This is a genomic window from Bacillus sp. R86525, from assembly GCF_042466195.1.
Taxonomy (GTDB): Bacteria; Bacillota; Bacilli; order Bacillales; family Bacillaceae_G; genus Bacillus_A; species Bacillus_A nitratireducens.
The window spans coordinates 103,088-126,034 of record NZ_JAXHPX010000007.1 but is presented as its reverse complement, the minus strand read 5'-3'; the positions used below and the strand labels follow the sequence as shown (position 1 = coordinate 126,034).

23 protein-coding genes are annotated in these 22,947 nt (G+C 34.1%); 3 read left to right on the top strand and 20 right to left on the bottom strand.

The genetic code is table 11. The annotated features are described in order from the left end of the window. Nucleotides 1-107: 107 nt before the first annotated feature. Nucleotides 108-1,073: a lysozyme inhibitor LprI family protein gene (locus SJY24_RS03080; RefSeq protein ID WP_377863699.1), complete on the bottom strand. Its 966-nt coding sequence runs from the start codon at nucleotides 1,071-1,073 to the stop codon at nucleotides 108-110. A gap of 271 nt (nucleotides 1,074-1,344) precedes the next feature. Here SJY24_RS03080 and guaC point away from each other — a divergent pair, with 271 nt between their 5' ends. Then, nucleotides 1,345-2,328, top strand: a complete 984-nt coding sequence (gene guaC / locus SJY24_RS03075) for a GMP reductase (RefSeq protein WP_000432440.1) — start codon at nucleotides 1,345-1,347, stop codon at nucleotides 2,326-2,328. A gap of 137 nt (nucleotides 2,329-2,465) precedes the next feature. Continuing rightward, on the top strand, nucleotides 2,466-4,283 hold the full coding sequence (gene pepF / locus SJY24_RS03070) for an oligoendopeptidase F (protein WP_377863698.1): 1,818 nt from the start codon (nucleotides 2,466-2,468) through the stop codon (nucleotides 4,281-4,283). 36 nt (nucleotides 4,284-4,319) lie between these two features. Here pepF and SJY24_RS03065 read toward each other — a convergent pair whose 3' ends face one another. The 10 genes from SJY24_RS03065 to SJY24_RS03020 form a co-directional block, all read right to left on the bottom strand. Continuing rightward, on the bottom strand, nucleotides 4,320-5,198 hold the full coding sequence (locus tag SJY24_RS03065) for a radical SAM/SPASM domain-containing protein (RefSeq protein ID WP_000713629.1): 879 nt from the start codon (nucleotides 5,196-5,198) through the stop codon (nucleotides 4,320-4,322). 101 nt (nucleotides 5,199-5,299) lie between these two features. Continuing rightward, nucleotides 5,300-5,914: a hypothetical protein gene (locus SJY24_RS03060; protein ID WP_088008260.1), complete on the bottom strand. Its 615-nt coding sequence runs from the start codon at nucleotides 5,912-5,914 to the stop codon at nucleotides 5,300-5,302. Between the two features lie 170 nt (nucleotides 5,915-6,084). Continuing rightward, complete coding sequence (locus SJY24_RS03055) at nucleotides 6,085-6,744, bottom strand: hypothetical protein (protein ID WP_377863697.1); 660 nt, start codon at nucleotides 6,742-6,744, stop codon at nucleotides 6,085-6,087. 344 nt (nucleotides 6,745-7,088) lie between these two features. Beyond that, nucleotides 7,089-7,379, bottom strand: coding sequence for a hypothetical protein (locus SJY24_RS03050; protein WP_377863696.1), 291 nt, complete (start codon nucleotides 7,377-7,379; stop codon nucleotides 7,089-7,091). A gap of 171 nt (nucleotides 7,380-7,550) precedes the next feature. Then, nucleotides 7,551-7,913 carry a nucleoside triphosphate pyrophosphohydrolase family protein gene (locus tag SJY24_RS03045; RefSeq protein WP_377863695.1) on the bottom strand — a complete coding sequence of 121 codons (363 nt, stop codon included), beginning with the start codon at nucleotides 7,911-7,913 and terminating at the stop codon, nucleotides 7,551-7,553. A gap of 246 nt (nucleotides 7,914-8,159) precedes the next feature. Then, nucleotides 8,160-9,800, bottom strand: coding sequence for a recombinase family protein (locus SJY24_RS03040; RefSeq protein WP_377863694.1), 1,641 nt, complete (start codon nucleotides 9,798-9,800; stop codon nucleotides 8,160-8,162). Between the two features lie 273 nt (nucleotides 9,801-10,073). Beyond that, nucleotides 10,074-11,636: a DNA primase family protein gene (locus tag SJY24_RS03035; RefSeq protein WP_377863693.1), complete on the bottom strand. Its 1,563-nt coding sequence runs from the start codon at nucleotides 11,634-11,636 to the stop codon at nucleotides 10,074-10,076. Next, on the bottom strand, nucleotides 11,629-11,994 hold the full coding sequence (locus tag SJY24_RS03030) for a hypothetical protein (RefSeq protein ID WP_377863692.1): 366 nt from the start codon (nucleotides 11,992-11,994) through the stop codon (nucleotides 11,629-11,631). The genes SJY24_RS03035 and SJY24_RS03030 overlap by 8 nt, the downstream gene beginning before the upstream one ends. A gap of 231 nt (nucleotides 11,995-12,225) precedes the next feature. Continuing rightward, nucleotides 12,226-12,528, bottom strand: a complete 303-nt coding sequence (locus tag SJY24_RS03025; RefSeq protein ID WP_377863691.1) for a hypothetical protein — start codon at nucleotides 12,526-12,528, stop codon at nucleotides 12,226-12,228. A gap of 109 nt (nucleotides 12,529-12,637) precedes the next feature. Further along, nucleotides 12,638-14,020: a DNA cytosine methyltransferase gene (locus tag SJY24_RS03020; RefSeq protein ID WP_377863690.1), complete on the bottom strand. Its 1,383-nt coding sequence runs from the start codon at nucleotides 14,018-14,020 to the stop codon at nucleotides 12,638-12,640. A 193-nt stretch (nucleotides 14,021-14,213) separates the two neighbouring features. Between SJY24_RS03020 and SJY24_RS03015 the strand changes: the two genes are divergently transcribed. Beyond that, nucleotides 14,214-15,038, top strand: a complete 825-nt coding sequence (locus SJY24_RS03015) for a hypothetical protein (protein WP_377863689.1) — start codon at nucleotides 14,214-14,216, stop codon at nucleotides 15,036-15,038. Between the two features lie 45 nt (nucleotides 15,039-15,083). Here the strand turns inward: SJY24_RS03015 and SJY24_RS03010 are convergent, their stop codons facing one another. The 9 genes from SJY24_RS03010 to walR form a co-directional block, all read right to left on the bottom strand. After that, nucleotides 15,084-15,263 carry a hypothetical protein gene (locus SJY24_RS03010; protein WP_103945642.1) on the bottom strand — a complete coding sequence of 60 codons (180 nt, stop codon included), beginning with the start codon at nucleotides 15,261-15,263 and terminating at the stop codon, nucleotides 15,084-15,086. A 58-nt stretch (nucleotides 15,264-15,321) separates the two neighbouring features. After that, nucleotides 15,322-15,801, bottom strand: coding sequence for a 23S rRNA (pseudouridine(1915)-N(3))-methyltransferase RlmH (rlmH, locus tag SJY24_RS03005; RefSeq protein ID WP_377863688.1), 480 nt, complete (start codon nucleotides 15,799-15,801; stop codon nucleotides 15,322-15,324). Between the two features lie 59 nt (nucleotides 15,802-15,860). Beyond that, the gene (locus SJY24_RS03000; RefSeq protein ID WP_044438334.1) at nucleotides 15,861-16,046 is read right to left on the bottom strand and encodes a CxxH/CxxC protein; all 186 of its coding nucleotides are present in this window, start codon (nucleotides 16,044-16,046) and stop codon (nucleotides 15,861-15,863) included. Nucleotides 16,047-16,099: 53 nt separating this feature from the next. After that, nucleotides 16,100-17,287, bottom strand: a complete 1,188-nt coding sequence (locus SJY24_RS02995) for a S1C family serine protease (protein WP_377863687.1) — start codon at nucleotides 17,285-17,287, stop codon at nucleotides 16,100-16,102. A 63-nt stretch (nucleotides 17,288-17,350) separates the two neighbouring features. Continuing rightward, entirely contained in the window at nucleotides 17,351-18,145 is a 795-nt protein-coding gene (locus SJY24_RS02990; protein ID WP_377863686.1) for an MBL fold metallo-hydrolase, read from the bottom strand. Next, nucleotides 18,129-18,965 carry a two-component system regulatory protein YycI gene (locus SJY24_RS02985; RefSeq protein ID WP_000383744.1) on the bottom strand — a complete coding sequence of 279 codons (837 nt, stop codon included), beginning with the start codon at nucleotides 18,963-18,965 and terminating at the stop codon, nucleotides 18,129-18,131. Before SJY24_RS02985 ends, SJY24_RS02990 begins: the two co-directional genes overlap by 17 nt. Further along, entirely contained in the window at nucleotides 18,946-20,289 is a 1,344-nt protein-coding gene (locus SJY24_RS02980; RefSeq protein WP_377863685.1) for a YycH family regulatory protein, read from the bottom strand. The genes SJY24_RS02985 and SJY24_RS02980 overlap by 20 nt, the downstream gene beginning before the upstream one ends. Then, nucleotides 20,286-22,121: a cell wall metabolism sensor histidine kinase WalK gene (gene walK, locus SJY24_RS02975; RefSeq protein WP_377863684.1), complete on the bottom strand. Its 1,836-nt coding sequence runs from the start codon at nucleotides 22,119-22,121 to the stop codon at nucleotides 20,286-20,288. The genes SJY24_RS02980 and walK overlap by 4 nt, the downstream gene beginning before the upstream one ends. 3 nt (nucleotides 22,122-22,124) lie before the next feature. Then, nucleotides 22,125-22,832, bottom strand: a complete 708-nt coding sequence (gene walR, locus SJY24_RS02970) for a cell wall metabolism DNA-binding response regulator WalR (protein ID WP_000971867.1) — start codon at nucleotides 22,830-22,832, stop codon at nucleotides 22,125-22,127. Between the last annotated feature and the right edge of the window lie 115 nt (nucleotides 22,833-22,947).

Genomic DNA, 22,947 nt, shown 5'->3' with positions numbered 1-22,947 from the left:
GCTCACATAAAAAGGCGAATCATTCGTGATTCGCCTGACTAAACAAAAGGGTTTTCTATTTCAGAAATTTTATAAAAATATTATTTCATTATAAAAATAAACCTCTATCATTTCATATACTGTTCAACTAACTGATAACATCTTTCCCTCGTACTAGTTGCCTTCGATGAAATGGTTGCTACCCCTGATAATGTTCCCTGCCCAGATTCATTCCAAGCTTCTTCCGCCTTGCGGTCTCGATACGTAATCCATTCACGCTGTTTCTCTCTCAAAGTGTTCATTTCACTTGTAGAAAGTTGCTTTTTCAAAACGCCATAAATCTCATTTAAAGCCTGATCCCATGCATCGTATCTTTTAACTTCCCCTTCTTTCATTTCAGTTGTAATTCCGTTCTCATATAAGTAATCGAGCTTTTTCAAATTCTCCTCAATACTATTTAGTTTAGTAATATATTCTGCCTTCTGACCGGTAATAACACTTTCTTTCTTCGGCTTCTCTTCTATTACTTTTTCTTCCTTGCTGTTCTCATCTTTTGTTTTATCTACCTCTACTTCCCTCGGCACAATCTGTGTAATTTGTTCATTCGCATTTTGATAATATATTTTAAACTGTTCTTTCCCTTTCGTTTCCCTAATAATTACGTTCAGTTGCTCTTTTACATCCACAAACTTCTGTTGGTTTTTCAACTCTTCTACTTTAGCAAGCATTTGCTTATATTTTTCTTCCTCATCTTTTTGATTAGATAAAGCTTCTCGTTTTTCTTTTGCTTGTTTGGCTAATATAACTGAACTAGCAGAATCATTTTCAATTTCTCTTAATAACGAAATTGCCCGGTCTATATTACTTTCCTGCAATACTTCAATCATTTTATTCGTTTGATTCATCTTCAGCCTTACTTCTCGGTCATCCTTATTTTCTTTTAATGCTAATTCAAAAGATGCGACTGCTCTCTCGTATTCTTTATTTTCCAGTGCTAAATCTCCTTGCTTCTTCGCCTTATCAAATGCATCATTATTGCTGCATCCAGCAACAACCAACAAAGTTATTCCTATTATTAGTATTAACTTTTTCATAGTATTTCCCCAGCCCCCTCACCCAAAATAAGAAGCACACATACAATTTTATGCAATTATCGAAACTTTCCTTACTTTTTTATAAACGAACGTTATGCATATAAAAACTATTTAAATTCGTTTTTAACATCATTTTTAAAAGATATTAGCTTCTTTCAAAAAAAATGTTAAGAAAATCTTTGACTTCTTAATAAAAATGATGTAAATTATCCTATGGACGAACATTTTTAATCAATAAAAATAAAATATTCGTATTTTAGGGGTGTAAATGATGGAAAACGTATTTGACTATGAAGACATTCAATTAATTCCTGCAAAATGTATTGTAAACAGCCGATCTGAATGTGATACAACTGTCACTTTAGGAAAACATAAATTTAAATTACCTGTCGTACCTGCAAATATGCAAACGATTATAGATGAAAGAATCGCAACTTATTTAGCTGAAAATAATTACTTCTATATCATGCATCGTTTCCAACCAGAGAAACGAATCTCATTCATTAGAGATATGCAATCACGTGGATTAATTGCTTCAATCAGCGTTGGTGTTAAAGAAGACGAATACGAATTCGTACAACAATTAGCTGCTGAGCAACTTTCACCTGAATACATTACAATCGATATCGCACATGGTCACTCTAATGCTGTGATCAACATGATTCAACATATTAAAAAACATTTACCAGAAAGCTTCGTTATCGCTGGAAACGTTGGAACTCCAGAAGCGGTAAGAGAATTAGAAAACGCTGGTGCTGATGCAACAAAAGTTGGTATTGGGCCTGGTAAAGTTTGTATTACTAAAATTAAAACAGGATTTGGAACTGGTGGTTGGCAGTTAGCTGCACTTCGTTGGTGTGCAAAAGCTGCAAGTAAGCCAATTATCGCTGATGGTGGTATTCGTACGCATGGTGATGTAGCTAAATCAATTCGATTTGGAGCAACTATGGTTATGGTCGGTTCTCTATTCGCTGGTCATGAAGAGTCTCCAGGGGAAACAATCGAAAAAGATGGCAAACTTTATAAAGAGTACTTCGGTTCAGCTTCTGAATTCCAAAAAGGCGAGAAGAAAAACGTTGAAGGTAAGAAAATGTTCGTTGAGCATAAAGGTTCTTTAGAAGACACTTTAATCGAAATGGAACAAGATCTTCAATCTTCTATCTCTTACGCTGGTGGAACAAAGTTAGACTCAATACGTACTGTAGATTATGTAGTCGTGAAAAACTCTATTTTCAACGGTGATAAAGTATATTAATTTTTAAATCTAACTAGAAGGACAAGCATTTTTATGCTTGTCCTTCTTTTTCATGTATAAAAATGTAAAATATTTTCATTTTACTGAATTTTCTAGTATCATATTTTTAGATACTTATAATAAGGGGGATATAACAAATGAAAAACGTAATTGAGCAACGCCTTATTCGCGCAGAAATCTCTACTGAATTGACATGGGATCTTTCTGATTTATATGAATCTGACAAAGAGTGGGGAAATGCATTACGTGTATTAACAGACGACATAAAAAAACTTGATGCATTTAAAGGACAATTACACACTGGCCCCGCTACCTTATTAAATTGCCTACTTTTAGAAGAAGAGCTTTTAATGAAATTAACAAAACTCGGCACATATGCAAATTTAAAAGAATCCGCTGATCGTACAGATCCAGTTATTCAAGCGAACTCTTCCAAGATTTCCGCTTTAGGGACGAAAGTACATACCGCATTATCCTTTATTCATAACGAAATTCTCTCTTTTGAAGAAGGAACAATTGAAAAATATTTAACTGAGGAAACAAAACTTGAGCCTTTCCGTAAATCGCTACTAGAAATACTACAAAAAAGGCAGCACACGCTCTCTCCTGAAACAGAAGAAGCTCTTGCTGCACTCGGCGAAGTTCATAGTTCTCCCTACAAAATTTATGGCATGACTAAATTAGCCGATATGGATTTCCCTTCTATACAAGATGAACAAGGAAATGATTTGCCTGTATCGTTTGCATTATTTGAAAGTAAATATGAATTTTCTCCAAGCGCATATATACGCAGAAAAGCCTATTCATCATTTATTTCCACATTGAAACGATATAAAAATACAGTTGCAACAACGTATGCTACTGAAGTAAAAAAACAAGTGACACTTTCTCGTTTACGTAAGTACGAGTCTGTTACCCATATGCTTTTAGAACCTCAAAAAGTTCCACTTGAAATGTATAACAACCAACTAGATATTATTTATAACGAATTAGCGCCTCATATGCGCCGTTTTGCAGATTTAAAAAAGAAAGTATTAGGTCTCAATCAAATGCTCTTCTGCGATTTACACGCACCGTTAGATCCTGAATTTAATCCAACCATCACATACGATGAGGCTGGTAAATTAATTCAAGAATCTTTAAAAGTATTAGGACCTGAATATAATACGATTATTGAAACAGGCTTTAAGGAAAGATGGGTAGACCTTGCAGATAATATCGGAAAATCAACAGGTGCTTTCTGCTCTAGCCCGTATGGTTCCCATCCTTACATTTTAATTACATGGCAAAATACGATGCGTGGATGCTTCACATTAGCTCATGAATTTGGACATGCTGGTCATTTTTATTTAGCCAATAAAAATCAGCGCATTATGAATGTACGTCCATCTATGTACTTTGTTGAAGCACCATCAACGATGAATGAATTACTATTAGCCCAGCATTTACTAGCGACTACTGACGATAAGAGAATGCGCAGATGGGTTATTCTGCAACTACTCGGCACATATTACCACAACTTCGTTACCCATCTACTTGAGGGAGAATATCAAAGACGAGTATATACCCTAGCGGAAGAAGGACAAGCACTCACAGCTACAACTTTAACTGAAATAAAAACAAAGGTCCTTTCGACATTCTGGGGAGATTCCGTAGAAATTGATGAAGGTGCTGGTTTAACATGGATGCGTCAACCTCACTATTATATGGGCTTATATTCTTACACATATTCTGCGGGCTTAACTGCATCTACTACTGTAGCTCAAATGATTAAAGAAGAGGGACAACCTGCTGTTGATCGTTGGCTTGATGTACTCCGTGCAGGCGGTACAATGAAACCACTCGAATTAATGAAACACGCTGGAGTAGACATGTCAAAACCAGATGCAATCCGTAAAGCCGTTTCTTACGTCGGTTCCTTAATTGATGAATTAGAGCGTTCTTATCAAGAATAAAAATAAGCCCTCGCTTTATGAGGGCTTATTCTATATTTACTTTCCAAATCTTTTGCGGTATCCACACTTTCTACATAGTTCTTCTACTGCAACTCTTTTCGAAAATCCATCGACAATGTTTGTTGCTCTTTCACCTTCTATAATGTTAGAAAATGAGTCATTATTAATATTCCCAAGGTTAATAATCCCCTCACCATCTAAACAACAAGGAATAACCGTTCCATTCGCTAAAATACCAGCTTGATTTCGAAGACCATGACAGAATCCTTTTCCATCATCCTCTTCTTCATGTAATGCCGGCCACTGGAATTCATAGTCTTGATTAATAAAGACACGCTCCGCAATTTTTATACCTTTTCCTGGTGTAAGCTTCTCTTCGATTTGATAAGATAGACCAAACTCATTTTCAATGATGGATAATAAATCCCTATTTTTCTGGATTTCAGCATTTGTTTTATTATCCTGAGTTAAATTCCATAAACGTAGTGAAACAATTAAATCCGATTGACTTGTCGCCTCTCTAATGAAGGAAAGTATACTCCTTACATAGCCCTCTTTATCTTGCGAGCCTGGGTGTCCATCAAAACTGTGCAGTGAAAAATTCATTTGTCTTAACGCAGGTTTATTTAACAGTCTATGCCTTCTCTTATTAATTAACGTTCCGTTCGTTGTAATATTAACTTTAAACCCTTTTTCATGGCTTAAATCTAACAATTGATCTATTTTCGGATGGAGCAATGGCTCACCTTTCACGTGCAAATAAATGTAGTCTGTGTGAGGTTTAATTTGGTCTAATCTTTTAGCAAAATCCTCTACAGAAATGAATTGCTTCTGTCTTTCCGTCGGCGGACAAAAGCTGCACGCAAGATTACATACACTTGTAATCTCCAAGTAAAACTTCTTAAACTTCTTCACCTTTAATTCCTCACTTCTCTGACTACTTATACTTTTTTCCTCTTCATATTACAGCATATTTTTTTAGAAATAGAAACATACTTATTTTAGGAAATAAGCGTTTACTGTATAAAATACTTCTTCAATCTATTTCTAATTTCCGGAAGTTGCATATTACTATCATGTTTTCTATCTTTAATCTCTCGAATACCTCTCTCAAGGATTTCTTTTGCTTTCTCTTCTTTCCCTGACATCATATAAAAATCACATACTTTTTCATAAAAAATAATCGAACTTCTTGTAGCATAATCTGCCGCAGTATTCCAATCATCAATTTGCGAATAATAGGGAATCCCAATATTCATTACATTATGCATGAATTCACTAAATTCCACTTTATCACATTCCAAATTTTTCAGCTTAAAATGCTGGATATTCCTTGTCCATCCTGGAATATTCCACTCTGCATCTCCGACTATTGAATTATTTACTAGCTTATCTCCCCATTGTTCTTTATACCATTTAGAATACTTTTTTGACGTAACATCCCACATAGTCCAAAACTCACAATAATTTTCAGAGTTCCATGTACTGAGCGAAAAGCTAAAGGTTAATTCAAAATCGCCTTGTTTACGAGAAAATTTAGGTACACTCTTTGCATAACGGAAGCCCAATCTTTGTAGTTCATCGACTAAAAAATTTTCTATATATAAACTTAGTAGTTGTTTTGGCTTCATACAGTTCTCCTATTACATATTATGAAATATAGAAAACGGCCACATCTGTAGCCGTTTTAATGTACTAGTATACAACTATTTATGATACGGTTCACCGTGACGCACCTAAATGAGGTTATTCAAACTCTTCAATAACTAGCATTTTTTCTAAAAATCAATTATTTCTTTTTCTATCTTTTAAATGAAATCATATCTTTACGAAAATTTTCGTAATTTTCCCATTTAAGTAGCTTTATTATTTCATGTGCCATATTTTTGTTTTTCTTATAATCAGCAAAGATCGGCTTTACTGATGATAAACTTCCAAAGCAAAGATCTACTCCTTCATCAAATTTACGTTCCTCAAAATGCATGGATTGATTCCTACCTTCCCATATAACATCCAGTAATGTTGCCGATGCAAACTCTTTACACCCCACCTTTTCGCAATCAAATTTCTTTGAACCGTGAACTATTGAAATGCCTTGCTTTGCAATTTGTAATACAGCCCCTGATAATGCTTCCACCGTCCCATTAGCAGCTTTCAAACTATCATTGTATTTGCTCTTTATCAAAGTAATATCGGAGGCATTTATATGGTCTGTCTTATACTTTGCATCAAATTTCTTAAGTTCTGCTGTATGGGCATCTCGAGCTTCGAAGTATTCAGACGAATCCGCCTCTACTCCTAAAAACTCCAATTCCTTTTCCTCAACCTCAGCCCAATCCTCAAGTGTTTTGATTATTATTTCCCTATTTTTATCCGCTTTTACTATCTGTTCTATTAGATGTTCGGATGCATATTTGGTATCTTGCAGATAGTTAGCAATATTATAATGCTTAGTTGCCATATAAATCTCCCCTTTTTCCAGTTAATTTTTCTTATATAATAAAGTTCTCTTAATGTTTTAATTTACAATTCATCATACCCAAATTCCTTAAACAATGACCCTAATCATGCGCTCTTACTGTTACTTGCAGATGAGACTCCTATCTATATGTATAGATAATTTCATTGAAGTTTGATTTTTGGTTAGGGTACAAGTTAGCTTGTAGCTCACGAGCTAGCTAACTTAAAGTTATCCCCTCCAATATTACCACATTTTTATAATAGGGGAATATGATGTCCCCTAGTTCCATCCTTTCCGATTTATTAATTGTATCTATTTATATCCTAAATCCATCTATAAGTGCCTTAAACAAAGCAAATAGGCTTAACCAATTTCCCTGCTTTTAGTAGACCCATCCCAATATCCTGCAAACCCCGTTTATCTTGTAATAGATACACAACATTAGGTGAACCACCATTATAGTAGAATATCCAGCACTTTAGTTCCCCTTTGATTTCGTTAGGAATTATAGCCTTACCTTCTCCATTTTGAATCTCTGTTACTAATAACATTCTAACATCTACTATCCATTCCTTCTCAGCAAGATGTGGATGATGTTCCTCAATATAATTTCTAAATAGTCCAATAATGCTCATATACTATTCGCTCCTTTTTATAAGTTAATGACAATAGAAAAAAGGGAAGAAAGTTCATTATGAAATGATGAACTTTCTTCCCCCTAAATGTTAAAATCTCGAATAACTTCTTCATTTAAAATAATAATAAAAAAGACTCTTAACCTCAGTTAAAAATCTTTTCATACTCCACTACCTATTCATCCTTTGTTTTACTTCTTCCATTTTAGAATAAAAATCTGTCTCCATATCCCTTCCAAAGAAGTTAGCTAATTTACACAAGTAAGCAACACAATCAGAAATTTCTTTTCCAAGATCCTCCGTAATTTGTTCCTTTGCCAATTGAAAGGCTTTTACCTCAGAATAACCTTCAAGCATTTTCTTTTCTGTTGTTACAAATAACTCTCGTAATAATTCTGCTACCTCTGCTACCTCTGTTGTTAGTAACATATGATTTGTTAATAGTGATGTTTTACACCGTTCATATGAATTATCTTTGATATGAAAGTTAAGTTCTCGCTGATATCCTTTTGTAAATTCCTGAAGTTCTTTCATCTTTCCACCTCTAGTTCATGTTCTTCCTGATTACAATAGTAACATTTTAAAATTAAATACACGCTTTTTTCTTACTTATTTATAAACAAATAAACAATAACCACTCCAGCTCCAAACCCACATAAAAACCAACGCATCAACCTTCCCCACCCTTCCTAAAGATTCTTTTTAATCTGTAAGCAAACTGTTACCGCTAGTGTTAGACCGGCTGTAAAAAGTTTGATTGGATCCATGGAATCACCTCCTTTAAATAGCGATCAAAACTGAAAAAGAGGTAGATGACTCATCAATTGATGAATCATCTACCCCTATTTTTAGTTCTTTTAATACTTCATTATTAAGTTTTAATTGGATACTTTCAATTTTTCTATCTTCATTGATTGTGATTTTATGAATGAGTAAATGTAACAACCTTTTTCGTTGTTCCCTAGTTAAAGCATTTTGAAAAGCCTTTGAGAAATTTAACAATACTTCTTTAATCATTTCATAAGAAACAACTTTCACTGTATTTCCTTGCATTTGCTTTCTTAAAGGTTCCATTAGTTCTTTTAATTCTTGTATTTGCCCTTCTAATCTCTTCGCCTTTTCTACATACATTGCTTTGGAAATCAACTCATCTGTATAGGCATCAAACGTTTTCAAAAGCTTTCGTTCCGCCTCATTCATCTGTTTAGCGTACATGTCAAATTCCTTTTGTAGCGGCGCAAATATTTTTCCATTTCGACTGTTCACACTTTTTACAAGCTCTTTAATAAGTTTATCACTATGCATCAATCGTTGAAGTTTATCTAATGTAAACGCATCTGCGTACTCCGTTCGTACACCATTTGAACGGCACACTAGTGTACCCTTATTTTTCCATGCACCACAAACATAGTATTCAAGAACACGTTTAGTTCCATCTTTTAATGTATTTGTAGTTCGGCTGATGACCATTCCTGCACCACAAGCTGGACATCTCATAATGCCTGTTAGCGGGAATTCACCATCATGTATACGATTTGGTTTACATGAACGACTTTGATAAACATTTTGAGCTATCTGCCACACCTCTTCTGAAATGATTGGTTCATGTTCCCCTTTTTGAATGATTGGATTAGGATTGATATTATTTCGTCTTTTCTCATTCCAATCTTTACGAACGTTGTATCGAATATAACCAGCATAAACTGGATTCGTAACAATTATTTTAATTGCATTCAATGAAAAAGTTTTGCCTTTTTTTGTTCGGTACCCTTTTTTATTGATATAGTTAGCAATCGATTTATAACCGTGTCCAGAACTGTACATTTGAAAAATCAACTGAACAGTATTTGCCTCTCTTTCATTGATAACAAGATGTGTATCTTTGCGTTTCCTATTATCACTTGATATCTCTACAACATCATATCCCAGCACTTGTCCACCATTCCAACGTCCTTCCTTTGCCCTAGCTATCATCCCCATCTTTACATTTTCTGCAATATTGTTACGTTCATATTCAGCAATAGCAGCCATCAGTTGAAATTGTAACTTTCCAGTGGACGTTTCTGTTTCATACCTTTCTGTATAGGAGCGAAAAGCGATGTTTTTACTATCTAGCTTTTCAACAATGTTCATTAAATCCAAACTTTTACGTGCTAAGCGATTCATTTTCCAAACAAGCACTACTTCAAATTTCTTTTGTTCTGCATCAAGCAATAATCGTTGGATTGCGGGACGTCCTGAAATATTTTTCCCACTAATTCCTCTATCCACATATTCATCATAAACCAAATAGCCTTCACGCTCACAGAATTTATTGAGGACACGTATTTGTTCATCAACGCTGTAACCTTCTTCGGCTTGTTCTATAGTAGACACCCTTGCATAAATTGCTACAGTTTTAGTCGTCATACTCTCTATCATTATGCATCAGTTCCTCCTTCTTGATTTAAATAGTCAATTAGCATTGAAGTTAAAATAGCAAGTACTTCATTTATATTTTCTTTTTCCATTATCAAAGCCTCACTTTTATAATATATATCTATAATTCCTTTTATTACATTTAGTGGTCAAAAAAGAAAAGATGAAAAACTTTTCCAAAAAAGTGAATAACATAAATTTTAAAACTTTTCAACTCAGAGCTAATTTGACCACTAAATTAATTAAAATGATTGTAATTTAATTCCTTCAAAGTATTCATGACCTTGAATTCGTTTTTCCACAATCAGATAATTCCTTACTATCTATCACATTCATTAAGTCCTTATAAAACCTTTGGCGTGTGCGAATACGATCAATCCCATTTTGTTCACACCAAAGTTTGAAATGATTGTATAATTCACTACGTTTTAATTTGGAAGATGTATCATATACAACGATAGATTCAAAAAAATTAAGAACTGGATTCTGCGACAAGCGGTATTTTCTCAACTCTTCTTCGATTACTGATGATCGGCTAAATACATAGTTGTTTTCTCTTAATCTTTTGAGCCCTTCAATAGCCCAATTAAAAATGCCAGGTAATTCTTCAGTTAATTCCATCAGTAAATCTCGGTTTTGTTCTGACTCACTAAATGTACGTTTAAAAGGAATAATACACATCCTACGAAAATAGCCATTTGTTAAATCAGTTGTATCCGGTAGTTCATTACCCAAAAACAAAAGTCTACATTTTGACTTATAATTAGTAATTGAAGGTCTGTATTTTAAATTAATATTCATCCCATCTCCACTAACAATAGCCTTAAATGCTTCCGTATTTAATTGTGAACCTCGCATTTCATTCTCAGGTGCAATGTTAACGGTTTTACCTATGATACTCTCTAGACCAAAATCCGAACTAAAATGAGAAAGTGGAATACTACTTACATTCTGTTCACCAACTAATATAGCTATGATACGTGCCAAAACACTTTTTCCATTTGCACCCCTACCAAAAAAATAAAATGCTTTTTCACATCTAATTTCTGGGCTCAATAAGTAACCCATTAACTCTTGTAGTACATTTTTCAATTCCTTATCATTACAAGTAATATCCTTAATGAATTTCTTAAATGTAGGACAATCTGCCTCGCCATCATATTTAATTGGTATTTGAATAGTAGATAAGAAGTCAGGATGATGTTTTTCTAACGAACCAGCCTTTAATGAATACATACCATTTTGCAAATTAACGTATTCACGCATGCAATCCAATTGTGATTTTGAAAAACATTCCCGTTTAATAGCTTGAATGGCTTCTTTTTCATGACTACTTCGCCAACTATGCTCTAATCCTTCGTTCATTAATATTCGAACAAGCCTCCCCATCTCCGTATCTGTCAATAACTTAAATACCCCCTGTTTGCTATAAGCATAAAGTAAACCATTCTCATCACAAACCATTTTTACTCTTGTAAGAAAATAATCTGCAAATAAATTAGAATTAAATCGATACTTTCTCTTTTTTTCTTCATAAATAAAACCTGTTTGAATTGCTTTTGATACCTGAACCGCATGATGCAGTTCAGATGTTAAAAATTTCACATGATCTGAATTAATGGTTTGAATTAATGAGAAGTCTAATTCATCAACCACTTTTTTAGATATCAAAAGTTCCAATAACTTTTTTAGAGATATATTCTTTACTTGACTTGCAGCAGCTGCAAGTTGGCTAATGGAAGACAAGTCATTAATGTTTTCCGTTAAAGATTTGAGACTACCATGACAATTAAGTATATGTATTTTTTTCAGTTCAAATTCTTGTATAAATTCATTCATTTATGTTGCCCTCCCAAGATGTTAATACGATTTTTTGATACACCTTTCCATTTGAAAAATTGTTTTTAAAATAACAAGTTCCTCTTTCACCAATTAAATCTTGTACCAAAATTTCATCTTTGACTTCTCCAAACTGACGAAATTGATTAGTAAAATCATAAAATGAAGAATGGATACTATTGTCATCATAAAGCATATATAATTGATCAATTTCAAAGTCTTCATTTTCATTCCAAACCTTAAAAACCAATTTTAAAAACCGTTGGGATGTACGTGCAGTAATGACTTCATATCTGTCAATTTGAAAAGCGTACTCTATCTTTAGAGATGTTAATTGATTAAAATTATTGTTTTGCATTAAATTCACTCACTTTCGGTTTATTTAATGCTGCAGCATGTTTAGTTTAGATTCGAATCTGCAAATAAGAGCTATTTACAAACTTTATTAAACGCTATATTCAACTATAAAGGCAATCAAAAAAATACTATATAAAAATAGGAAAACTCCAATAAAAAGACGTTTGTACTTAGTCCATAATTACAAACGTCTGAAAAACTAATTGTGACAAAAATGTGAACTTTTATCTTTCTATTTTTTTAATAGCTTTTCATAAACTTTTTCTCCATCTTTTAAGCAAATTAAAAATAGTGGATAATTTGCATTGGCATCTGATACCATACAAATCATCCACTCATTTTCTTCTGTATTATAAACATATGTGTGAACTAATACTAAATCAGGAGTAACTGCCAGTAATATTTCTGATACAAGATTCTCATCCAGATCTTCCTTATATAAAAGCATAGTTTCTTCTCCTACCTGTTCTTCATCAATATCTAGACTAAATATGTATTTCATAAAGCTACAAAATCCTTCTAATTCTAAATCCATTATTATCTCCTCCTTGTAAATAGAAAAAGCCCTAACCTCCTTTAGAGATTAGGGCTAAATAAAAACCATCCATAATTATAATATATACTTTAATTCTTCTTTATTACATCTAAAACATTGAGGTTTGAACGAACGCTCGCTCTCCCTTTTCTTGCTTTTGTAGTTGTTCATAAGCGTAGTTTGCAATAGGCTGTGCTATCGCTTTAGCAAGTAGTACGGGAACTGCATTTCCAATCTGTTTATAAATTTTATCTAAACGATTATTCTCCGATACCTTTGAGCTTCCTCCATCACTAAACTTGAACCAGTCTGGAAATGTCTGAATCCTCGCTATTTCTTTAACAGATAACCTTCGATTTTGTTCTTCTCCGCCAACTAATTCCCAAGCATCCTTACCTAACTTTCGCATAGGTTCTCCACCAGGATGTAAAGGAGCCTGTCTTCCTGATGCTTGTATTGTAAAGCTTTGATCCTGCCATGTTTTCTTTCTATTACGTGATAAATATATAGTTGAATAGGAACCTGTAAAATATGGTCCTGGGTTAGTTCTCAAATCACCAATTGCATCCTCAAGTGTTACATATGGAATTAAATTTTCCCCATGACTTGCTCGCGGAGTAGGATACCTAAACTTTGTCTTATTAATAACTTTTTCCTTATGAACACCAACTAAAAATACACGTTCTCGCAATTGTGGGACACCAAAGTCTCTTGAATTTACTAAGTATGGTGTAACATCATATCCAGCTGAAGAAAAATCCTCAACTATCTGTTTTAAGACTTCACCTTTTCCTAAAGTCATCATACCCTTTACATTTTCGGCAACAAAGAATTCCGGTTGTGTCTGTAACAAAGCCCTAATATAGTGAATATATAAGAAGTTTCTTTCGTCATCCACTAACCTAGGACCTGCTTCTGAAAACCCTGGACAGGGGAACCCCCCCAACATAACGTTACAGAGTGGGAAATGTGCTACCTTACGTATGTCTTTTTCATGTTGAATTACGTGTTCAGGAAAATTTATTTTATAGGTTTGATTAGCTTCCTTAAACATATCGTTAGTATAAATTGTATGGAAAATACTTTTAGAACGTTCTTTTTCATACTTTTTCTTATCTTTAAAGACCTCCATAGCAGCATCTTCACCTATAACTGCTGCTAAACCAGCCAATTCAAACCCTAAATCTAGTCCACCACATCCTGAAAATAGCCCTACTACATTATATTTTTCTGGCTTATAATCAACCGATTTAATTATTTTCTCGTCCTCTTCATTTTCAATAATTAACGCCGTTTCCTCTGCTATCTTATCTAAGAGAACCCTTTTTACTTCTTCTTTATTTAAATCAGGAGCAGGTTTAAATTTTCCTCGTCCTCGTCCTCTTCTATTACTTTTAATATTTTCTTCTAATGTTATATTTGCGTCCATAATTTCTTTATCTTCTATTGGAAGGTCCAACTTCTTAACCTTTTTATTTTGTTCCTCTTTCATAATGTACCCTCCTAATCCATTCAGTTTTTATTATTTTATCATTGTTTTAAGAAAAATAAGCAATTTTCTATCTTTATTTGCCTTAAATTCAACTGTCAAATCATATTTCTCTGTATATTACATTACAAATATATACATAATTTTTCATCTCATTTATAATATATTTATAAATGAAACAAAGGGGGAATTTTCCATGTCCCAAAGGACAGATTTATTTGAACAACAAATTGCGGATTGTGCTAGTACCGCCACTCAATTGCCATCAAGTATTCCTAACTGGATGTGTGAATTAGGTATACAGCCTAATTTAGAAATTCTTTCATCAGAAAGAATAGGTTCTCGAGACCGTAATAATAAAACGGACATACTTATTAGGCTAAACGGGTCTACCGATTTAAAAATATCAGCCAAACTATCTTCAGCAGACTATTTTGGGAATTGGTATGGTCATCAAAGATTTTTAGAAGAGTTTGGGAGAAACACATTTGATAGATTAAGCTATGAAATTACTGATTGGGCAAATACGTGGATTACTAATTCAGCCGCTTCTCCTTTTGTTGGAGTAAGTATTTGTTTCGGTAGAAGAAGTGGTAATACAGCTATTCCATTCTTAAATATCTTCTCTCCACAAGATATAATATCCGTAGTCCGAGGATATGGACCAGAAACAGATGCTACCGCAAACTGTATGTATATTAGTAATACTCCCCCCACTTCTATTGAGGAGTTAATAAATAATTTACGTCCAATTAATTATGAAACAATTCAAGAAGCTGCTGGCGAGTTCATGATTGCTTGTCGACCTATCAACCCTATGACTGAGCGATCCAATAGAGGTAAAAATGTCTATACTGCTTTTAAACCATTCCATCCTCTTAGCTCAATTACTGAAGTTACAACTACTCAACAATTAGTAGCACTAGGTGAATTTGTGGTTGTAGAACCAGATAGATTAAACCATAACCACATACTTGATAAGTTGCAAAATGAGTTTAATATTGTAATTCCTAGAAGATAAAAAAGCTAGTCCAAACTAGCTTTTTTATCTTCTTATACTATTTAATTATTTATTAATCGATTCTTTCCATTCCATCATATCAATAATAAGTTCACTAAAATCTTTATGGAATGGATATTTCTCTGATAACTGATCCGAATGTTCTCTTTCTATCTTTTCCCACTCTTCACTCAAATGTGTAAAAGCAGTTATACATTCATCTAATGATTTTTTAAATTTATCCATGTATTTTCTCCCCTTCCACAATATATTTTCATACTAAATTAATTATAATAAACCGCACTTACTTATGATACGGTTCCCCGCGATTAATACGAAACGCTCTATATACTTGCTCAAGCAATACTAGACGCATTAATTGATGTGGTAATGTCATCTTTGAGAAAGACAGAGATTCGTTTGAACGCTTCATTACTCCTGAGCTGAGTCCAAGTGATCCACCAATTACAAACGTTACTTTACTCTTTCCATATGTAGCAAGGCGATCTATACTTGCTGCAAATTCTTCTGATGATTTTTGCTTTCCTTCTATTGCTAATGCAATGACGTGCGTATCATCAGAAATTTTATCCAGTATACGTATGCCTTCTTTTTCTTTTACAATTAACATTTCTGCTTCACTTAAATTTTCTGGCGCCTTTTCATCTGGCAATTCAATTACTTCTACTTTTGCGTACGAAGATAATCGTTTTAAGTATTCTGCTATACCTTGTTTTAAGTATTTTTCTTTTAATTTTCCGATTGAAATAATCGAGATATTCACATCTATTCCCCACCTTACAAACACGTTATCCACAGGACTTATCCACATATCCACAAATGTTACCCACATATTGTGTGAGAATCTGTGTTCGATACAACATATGTCGCCTCATTTTGACAAAATTCACATGTTTTTTTCTCTCCTTTAGAGTTATCCACATTGTTAATAACCGGTGCAACTTCACACTCATCCACAATGATATCTAATGCTAATTCAACATGTTCTAAACAACAAGGTAAATTCATATTCTTCACCTCACTTTTCTACAATAGAAAACAGGAGGTAGGCCCTCCTGTTTTTAATACTTTTGAATGCCTAATTTCACCGTTGTTGTCGCTCGTTTTGTACCACGATAAAACGTAAGAGTCATTTTATCATTAATTTTTTTATTATATAAGGCCGTGCGGAACCCAATAATATCGCGCACCGGTTTTCCATCTACCGCCACAATAACATCATGTTCTCTTAGACCAGCTTCTGTACCTGGCGAAGGACTTTTCACATCTAAAACACAAACTCCTTCTGTTACGTTACCTGGTAAGTGTAATGTTTTTGACCAATAGTAATTTGGAATCTCATTTAATGATCTTAGTTCAATCCCAACGTAAGGTCTTTTTACTTTACCGTACTTTTCAAGCTCATTCATAACAGGAACAGCTCTCGTAACTGGAATAGCTAGTCCAATTCCCTCTACTTCTTTTGCTGCAATTTTCATTGAGTTAATACCTATTAATTGTCCAGATACATTTACAAGCGCTCCACCACTATTACCTGGATTAATTGCCGCATCTGTTTGTAATACTTCTACTTGCCAATCGTAATGTCCATCTTGATTTAAATCTACAGGAACAATGCGCTCATTAGCCGAAATAATACCTTGTGTGACAGTTCCCGAAAATTGTAACCCCAGTGGATTTCCAATTGCAATAACTGGTTCTCCTCTACGAACGGTATTAGAATCACCAATTTCAATCACTTTCTTCACATGCTTCGCATCTATTTCTAGTACCGCCAAGTCTGTGACTACATCGGTTCCTAATACTTTACCTGGAATTTTCTTACCGTCGCTTAAGCTCACTTCAATACGATTCGCCCCAGCAACAACGTGGTTATTCGTTACAATATACGCATGTCCATCTGTTTTCTTATAAATCACACCAGAGCCTGTACCAGCTTCCGAATCAGCCTCTGAAAAATCGTCTCGTTGAATATTAATAACACCAACAACAGCCTCTGAAGCACGATCAACAGCGTCTACAAAGCTAACCTGTTTAACAGACACATTTCCGCTTTGAGCTTCAGCCATATTTTTTTCACTCGCTTCAACTTGTGGAAGCTTACCTTCATGATTTGAAAATAAAGGCGCTCCAAATGCAAATAATGAAGCCCCTACAATTGTTCCCGCTATACTAGAAATAACAATACCTTTATGTTTCTTTTTCCCTGCACGTTTAATACGATACTTTTCTTCATCAATAAAGGACATATTTGTTCACCTATCTTCCTGAAAACAACTATATTCACCTTTATTGTTTACTAAAATGAAGAATTATACGTATTGAATTTTCGTAGGCATTTTTGGATCTGTATCATGTATTTTAAAGGATTCTCCAACCCCAAAACCTTTTTCTTCTAATACTTGTGATACAGACATACGCGCTAATTCTTTCATGTTATTATCTAAGCTTAAATGCGCTAAATAAATGTGTTTTGTATCGTCTGTAATAACATCCGCCATCGCTAATGCAGCATCCTCATTACAAACGTGACCTACATCACTTAATATGCGTCGTTTAATGCTCCATGGATAACGTCCCATACGAAGCATTTCCACATCATGATTGCTTTCAAATACGAAAGCGTTCGCTCCCTTAATAACACCTTTCATACGGTCACTTACGTAGCCCGTATCTGTAATAAGAGCTAACTTTCTATTATTGTTATGAAAAGCATAAAACATCGGTTCTGCCGCATCATGAGAAACACCAAATGATTCAACTTCAATATCCCCAAATGTTTTCACGTCCCCTACTGAGAAAATGAATTTTTGATCAGTTGGGATATTACCTATTAAATGTTCCATTGCATTCCATGTTTTCTCGTTCGCATAAACAGGTAAATCATATTTACGTGCCAATACACCTAATCCTTTAATATGGTCACTATGCTCATGTGTTACAAGAATACCTGATATGTCATTTATATTCAGTTCAGCTTGCTTAAATAAGGCCTCTGTAGCTTTACCACTTAAACCTGCATCAACAAGCAATTTTTTTTCATCTGTTCCCACATATAGCATATTCCCTGTACTCCCACTTGCAAGTACACTAAAGTGCATACTCATTCTTTCTCACTCCATTATGTTCTTCCGGCACTTGAGTTTCCCCTAATTCCATAACTTGTCCTTCAATTGCATTCACAAAATAGTCCTTTTTTTGCTCTGTCTTTAAGTTCCACGTTGGAGCAAGCACTTGTATATTAGAAGAAGATTCAGCTAGAGTCGCATATCCAATCTGCGCCTCTTTCACGTGCGTATTTTCTGCAATTTTATTTTTTACATATATATTTTCTAAAGCTGTTTGAGCAGTGATAATTTCTTGTTCTTTCGTTTTTTCACTTTCGCCCATTTCCTTCAAATCCGTTAACATTGTTTGTGTATACGAAACAAGCTCATTTTTTTCATTCAAATCTACAACAATCATTGCATGATTGTTGTAGAAAATCGGCTTATCCTTATACTTTTGAAAGAAATAAATTTTTGAATCTTTCATTGCCCCAAACTCGTATTTCTGCCCATCAAGCACGTAATTTTTTAAGAAATCATTATACTTGTCCTTTGATAACGATTTTGCATTTAAAAATGGTTCTTTCAACTTACTTTCTATCTTATATTCTTCTTGCAGATGCACTGTTTGATTTTTTAAAGACTGCACATCTTCTTCCTTAAAGCTTTTATTTTTCGCCATAATAAACGACTCTTTTTTCGGCTCTTTAGGAAAACTCCCCATAGTAATTTTAGACTCTTTTAATTGTTGATCAATTTTTGTTTCTGTCACAAGTTCCAATTGATTACTATCTTGCTTTTGAATGAACTGAAAGATAAGAAAGAGATCTAAAACAAAAAAGGTCACAATAAATATGGTTTTAATTCGATCCCAATCCATTTAGTCCCCCCTCACTCCATTCAAATATTTTTTGCTTATCATTTTCCTCACATTTTACATACCATATTGGCTTTAAAATAATGTTTTTTCCTTCGTTGATGGAATCTTCCAATGATAACTTATAACCAATTCCAACATCCTGAATTGAATTTTTATCAATTTGCGGATTATTCTCTAATGATGTCATCACTGTACGACCCGATGCGAGAGAAGTTGTTAGTTGTTTACTAGGTAATTTGAAACTTGGATCAAAAAAGGATCTTTCATACTGCATGATTTCACCTGAACCCCATGCTTGCTTTAATTCCGCCATTCCATCGCTATTAAATACAGGCAACCCATCCTCATAAAAACGGAAGGACGCTTTCCCCTTATTAATATAATCAAAACGATAGAGTTTTAATGCACCACTATGCCCACTTACAAAGTCAAAACTTTTTTGTAAAAGTGCTGCATTATCCATAGATTCATCACTATGTACAGCGGAGTTTTTGTATTTCAACATTGCATTTGACTGATCAATTTCCATAGAACGTATACCATCTGTAAATGTTTTCTTTGATTTCTCAGAAATAGGGCTTAAATAACGTGGATCACTAAATAATGCATTTTTAAATGTATCCTCATCTAACCTAGCTCCAAAATACTCTACCTCACTTAATTCCGTAATTCCATCTGGTAAGTAAAGTTTTTTTCTATCACTTATTTGATATTCAAAATACGGTCTCGCTACTGTTATAAGTTGATTTTGAGCATTTATAACATCCTTTACATAAACACCGCTCAATTTTGCTTCATATATTTTACGATAAGGATACGTATCATAAGAAACAAAACTAATTTTAATTTCTTGGTCCTTACTTCGAGAAGGGTCAATTATAATACGATTGAAACTCCTATTACCTTCTATGTTTTTATCTTTAAAATTAAACATACTTTTAATCGTACCCAGTGGAATGTTTGTAGGAAAAACAAATTCAATTTTTTCTTCTCCATGTACATACGAAAGAAAATCACCTTTAGGAACTGTCCCTGTTATTTCCTTTAAATCATGTAACTCTCCATTTTCAAGAATTCTATAAATTAAATCCACATTACTCTTGTTTTCACTCACATAATGATTTTTCTCTTTATGGACGATTACAGAGGATGGGCGAACAACCTCTGAAAGTTTTATTGGATTTATCTCTTCATTACCTTGAACAAATTTTGCATTTTGTATCGAGGTAGAATCAGGAACATATGTCCATAAGTTAAAAGTAAGAAATAGGCTAATAACAACTAAATTAATTAAAACTATTGTTTTAAAGTTTTCCATACTCATTCCCAATCGTCCTCTTCATCAGTTGCCATTGGCAGTGTGAAATAAATAGTTGTTCCTTTTCCTTCCTCACTTTTCGCCCAAATTGAGCCGCCGTGTGCCTCAATCATTTCTTTCGCAATGGCTAATCCAAGACCTGTACCACCCATTTGTCTTGAGCGAGCTTTATCTACACGGTAAAAACGTTCAAATATTTTATCTACATTTTCCTTCGGGATACCCATTCCTTGATCACTCACACTAATTTCTAATAACTCACCACGGTCGCGCAGGCGATATGTTACTGTGCCACCTTCTGGCGAATATTTTAATGCATTGGAAATAATGTTATATAAAACCTGTGTAATTTTGTCTGTATCCATATCAATAAATCGAGATTTTTTAGAGAAAGATCGTTTGAAGCTTACATTTTGCTCTTTAGACATTTCAAAGCGATCGATAACGTTATTAAAGAAATCAGTAAAGTCGACCCATTCCTTCATTAAGCGATGTTCTGTACTATCTAGTTTAGATAGTTGTAACAACGCATTTACAAGTCTAATCATTCTTTCTGTTTCTTCTTGTGTAACCGTTAAAAATTGCGGTGCGATATTCGGATCTTGCCATGCACCATCCGTAAGTGCTTCTAAGTAACTGCGCATTGTTGTTAACGGTGTTCTTAGCTCATGAGATACGTTCGCAACAAACTCACGACGCTCTCGCTCTATACGCTCCTGCTCTGTTACATCATATAATACAGCAATTAAACCATTTGCCTTCCCTGTTTCTTTTTGAATGACAGAGAAACTGGCACGTAAAATATATGGTTCATTCCTTGTACTAAAATCTAATAAAACTGAATCAGGTTCTTCATATAAATGATCCAGCGTAAATTCTTCTTGTATCCCTAACACTTCTAAGACAGACTGATCTAATGCCGTTTCACGCGAAACATTTAACATTTTTTCCGCAGGATCATTTAATAAAATGATGTCACCTTTTCGATCAGTAGCAATTACCCCATCTGTCATATGTGATAAAACAGATGATAGTTTGCGCCTTTCACTCTCTGTTGAAGAGCGGGCTTGTTGTAATTTTTTCGATAAATTATTGAAGGATAATGCTAGTTGTCCAATTTCATCATGGCTATGCACTTTTACTTTTCTCGAATAGTTTCCTTTTGCCATTTCAATTGCTTGTCTCCGCATATCTGAAATTGGTCTTGTAATTGTTTGAGCCAACAAAATCCCAAGTACAGCTGTTACTAGTAAAGCAATTACTGTCCCCGTCGCGAAAATTTGGTTTATATCTTTCATTTGTTTATACACATCTTCCATAGATGCAACAATACGAATGACGCCAAGTACCTCTCCTTCTTGCTCTTTTAGAATAGGAGTAATCATCACTTGAACCCGATGACCTGTTTTCACGTCTTTCTCAACCTTTGACTCTGGTTTTTTTTGTACCATTACCCGTTGTACAGCTGTGTCTGCTGACGTTCGTCCTACTTTATTTTGCTTAGACGCGTCTGAAATTGCCATTAATTTTTTAGTAGAATCAATTACACTTATTTCTTGAATATCTTTCTTACGATCCGATGCCAATTTTTGAATCGAATCATTAATAGCTTTATCTACTGAATCTGCTTTAGGACGCTCTTTTACAAACTCTTGCTTCAAGTTATAAGAAAGTAAATTTGTTTGCTGCGTTAAGGAATCTTGAAAACCTTTTACAAGGCTTTTTTCTAATTCCCTAACGAAATATACACCAATTACTTGCATTGCTATTAATATTAACAGCATATATATGAGCACAAATTTTAAATGAATAGATTGAAAAAAACCAACTTTCTTCATATACTATTCCTGTTCTGGGTCACGCAAGTAATACCCTACCCCACGTCTAGTTACAATTAAAGTAGGATGACTTGGATTATCTTCAATTTTTTCGCGTAAACGACGTACTGTTACGTCTACTGTACGTACATCTCCAAAATAATCATAACCCCAAACTGTTTGTAATAAATGTTCACGAGTCATAACTTGACCTAAATGCTTCGCTAAATAATGCAGTAATTCAAATTCACGATGTGTAAGCTCAATGCTTTCTTCACGCTTCGTTACACTATAAGCATTCGAATTGATAACGATTGGTCCAATAACCATTTCAGTATTTTCTTCTTTCTCTGCAGCACCACCCTGCTGATGGCGACGTAAATTCGCTTTCACACGAGCAAGCAACTCCCTCGTACTAAATGGCTTCGTTACATAATCATCTGCCCCAAGCTCAAGCCCTAATACTTTATCAATTTCGGAGTCTTTTGCTGTAAGCATAATAATTGGCATTTCTGAGCTTTTACGTATTTCACGACATACCTCTAAACCGTCTTTTCCCGGTAACATAATATCTAATAAAACCATATCTGGCTGTTCTTCATTTGCTTTTTCAATCGCCTCATCACCATCATGCGCCATTACAATTTCAAAACCTTCTTTTTCTAGGTTGAACTTCAAAATATCCGCAATCGGCTTTTCATCATCAACTACTAAAATTTTCTTTCCCATCATCGTCTATTTCCTCCTTATAAAAATATGATCAATAATCCTCAAACATATTGGTGTTTCTATAGTATGTTCCTATATGACAACAATCTTAGTCTAAGTATTTCTCCTCTATTCTCAT

Bases quoted from the DNA above. Each gene is read 5' to 3' on its own strand.
- SJY24_RS03080 (WP_377863699.1), bottom strand. From the start codon at position 1,073: ATGAAAAAGTTAATACTAATAATAGGAATAACTTTGTTGGTTGTTGCT.
- guaC (WP_000432440.1), top strand. From the start codon at position 1,345: ATGGAAAACGTATTTGACTATGAAGACATTCAATTAATTCCTGCAAAA.
- pepF (WP_377863698.1), top strand. From the start codon at position 2,466: ATGAAAAACGTAATTGAGCAACGCCTTATTCGCGCAGAAATCTCTACT.
- SJY24_RS03060 (WP_088008260.1), bottom strand. From the start codon at position 5,914: ATGAAGCCAAAACAACTACTAAGTTTATATATAGAAAATTTTTTAGTC.
- SJY24_RS03055 (WP_377863697.1), bottom strand. From the start codon at position 6,744: ATGGCAACTAAGCATTATAATATTGCTAACTATCTGCAAGATACCAAA.
- SJY24_RS03050 (WP_377863696.1), bottom strand. From the start codon at position 7,379: ATGAGCATTATTGGACTATTTAGAAATTATATTGAGGAACATCATCCA.
- SJY24_RS03045 (WP_377863695.1), bottom strand. From the start codon at position 7,913: ATGAAAGAACTTCAGGAATTTACAAAAGGATATCAGCGAGAACTTAAC.
- SJY24_RS03040 (WP_377863694.1), bottom strand. From the start codon at position 9,800: ATGATAGAGAGTATGACGACTAAAACTGTAGCAATTTATGCAAGGGTG.
- SJY24_RS03035 (WP_377863693.1), bottom strand. From the start codon at position 11,636: ATGAATGAATTTATACAAGAATTTGAACTGAAAAAAATACATATACTT.
- SJY24_RS03030 (WP_377863692.1), bottom strand. From the start codon at position 11,994: ATGCAAAACAATAATTTTAATCAATTAACATCTCTAAAGATAGAGTAC.
- SJY24_RS03025 (WP_377863691.1), bottom strand. From the start codon at position 12,528: ATGGATTTAGAATTAGAAGGATTTTGTAGCTTTATGAAATACATATTT.
- SJY24_RS03020 (WP_377863690.1), bottom strand. From the start codon at position 14,020: ATGAAAGAGGAACAAAATAAAAAGGTTAAGAAGTTGGACCTTCCAATA.
- SJY24_RS03015 (WP_377863689.1), top strand. From the start codon at position 14,214: ATGTCCCAAAGGACAGATTTATTTGAACAACAAATTGCGGATTGTGCT.
- SJY24_RS03010 (WP_103945642.1), bottom strand. From the start codon at position 15,263: ATGGATAAATTTAAAAAATCATTAGATGAATGTATAACTGCTTTTACA.
- SJY24_RS03000 (WP_044438334.1), bottom strand. From the start codon at position 16,046: ATGAATTTACCTTGTTGTTTAGAACATGTTGAATTAGCATTAGATATC.
- SJY24_RS02995 (WP_377863687.1), bottom strand. From the start codon at position 17,287: ATGTCCTTTATTGATGAAGAAAAGTATCGTATTAAACGTGCAGGGAAA.
- SJY24_RS02990 (WP_377863686.1), bottom strand. From the start codon at position 18,145: ATGAGTATGCACTTTAGTGTACTTGCAAGTGGGAGTACAGGGAATATG.
- SJY24_RS02985 (WP_000383744.1), bottom strand. From the start codon at position 18,965: ATGGATTGGGATCGAATTAAAACCATATTTATTGTGACCTTTTTTGTT.
- SJY24_RS02980 (WP_377863685.1), bottom strand. From the start codon at position 20,289: ATGAGTATGGAAAACTTTAAAACAATAGTTTTAATTAATTTAGTTGTT.
- walK (WP_377863684.1), bottom strand. From the start codon at position 22,121: ATGAAGAAAGTTGGTTTTTTTCAATCTATTCATTTAAAATTTGTGCTC.
- walR (WP_000971867.1), bottom strand. From the start codon at position 22,832: ATGATGGGAAAGAAAATTTTAGTAGTTGATGATGAAAAGCCGATTGCG.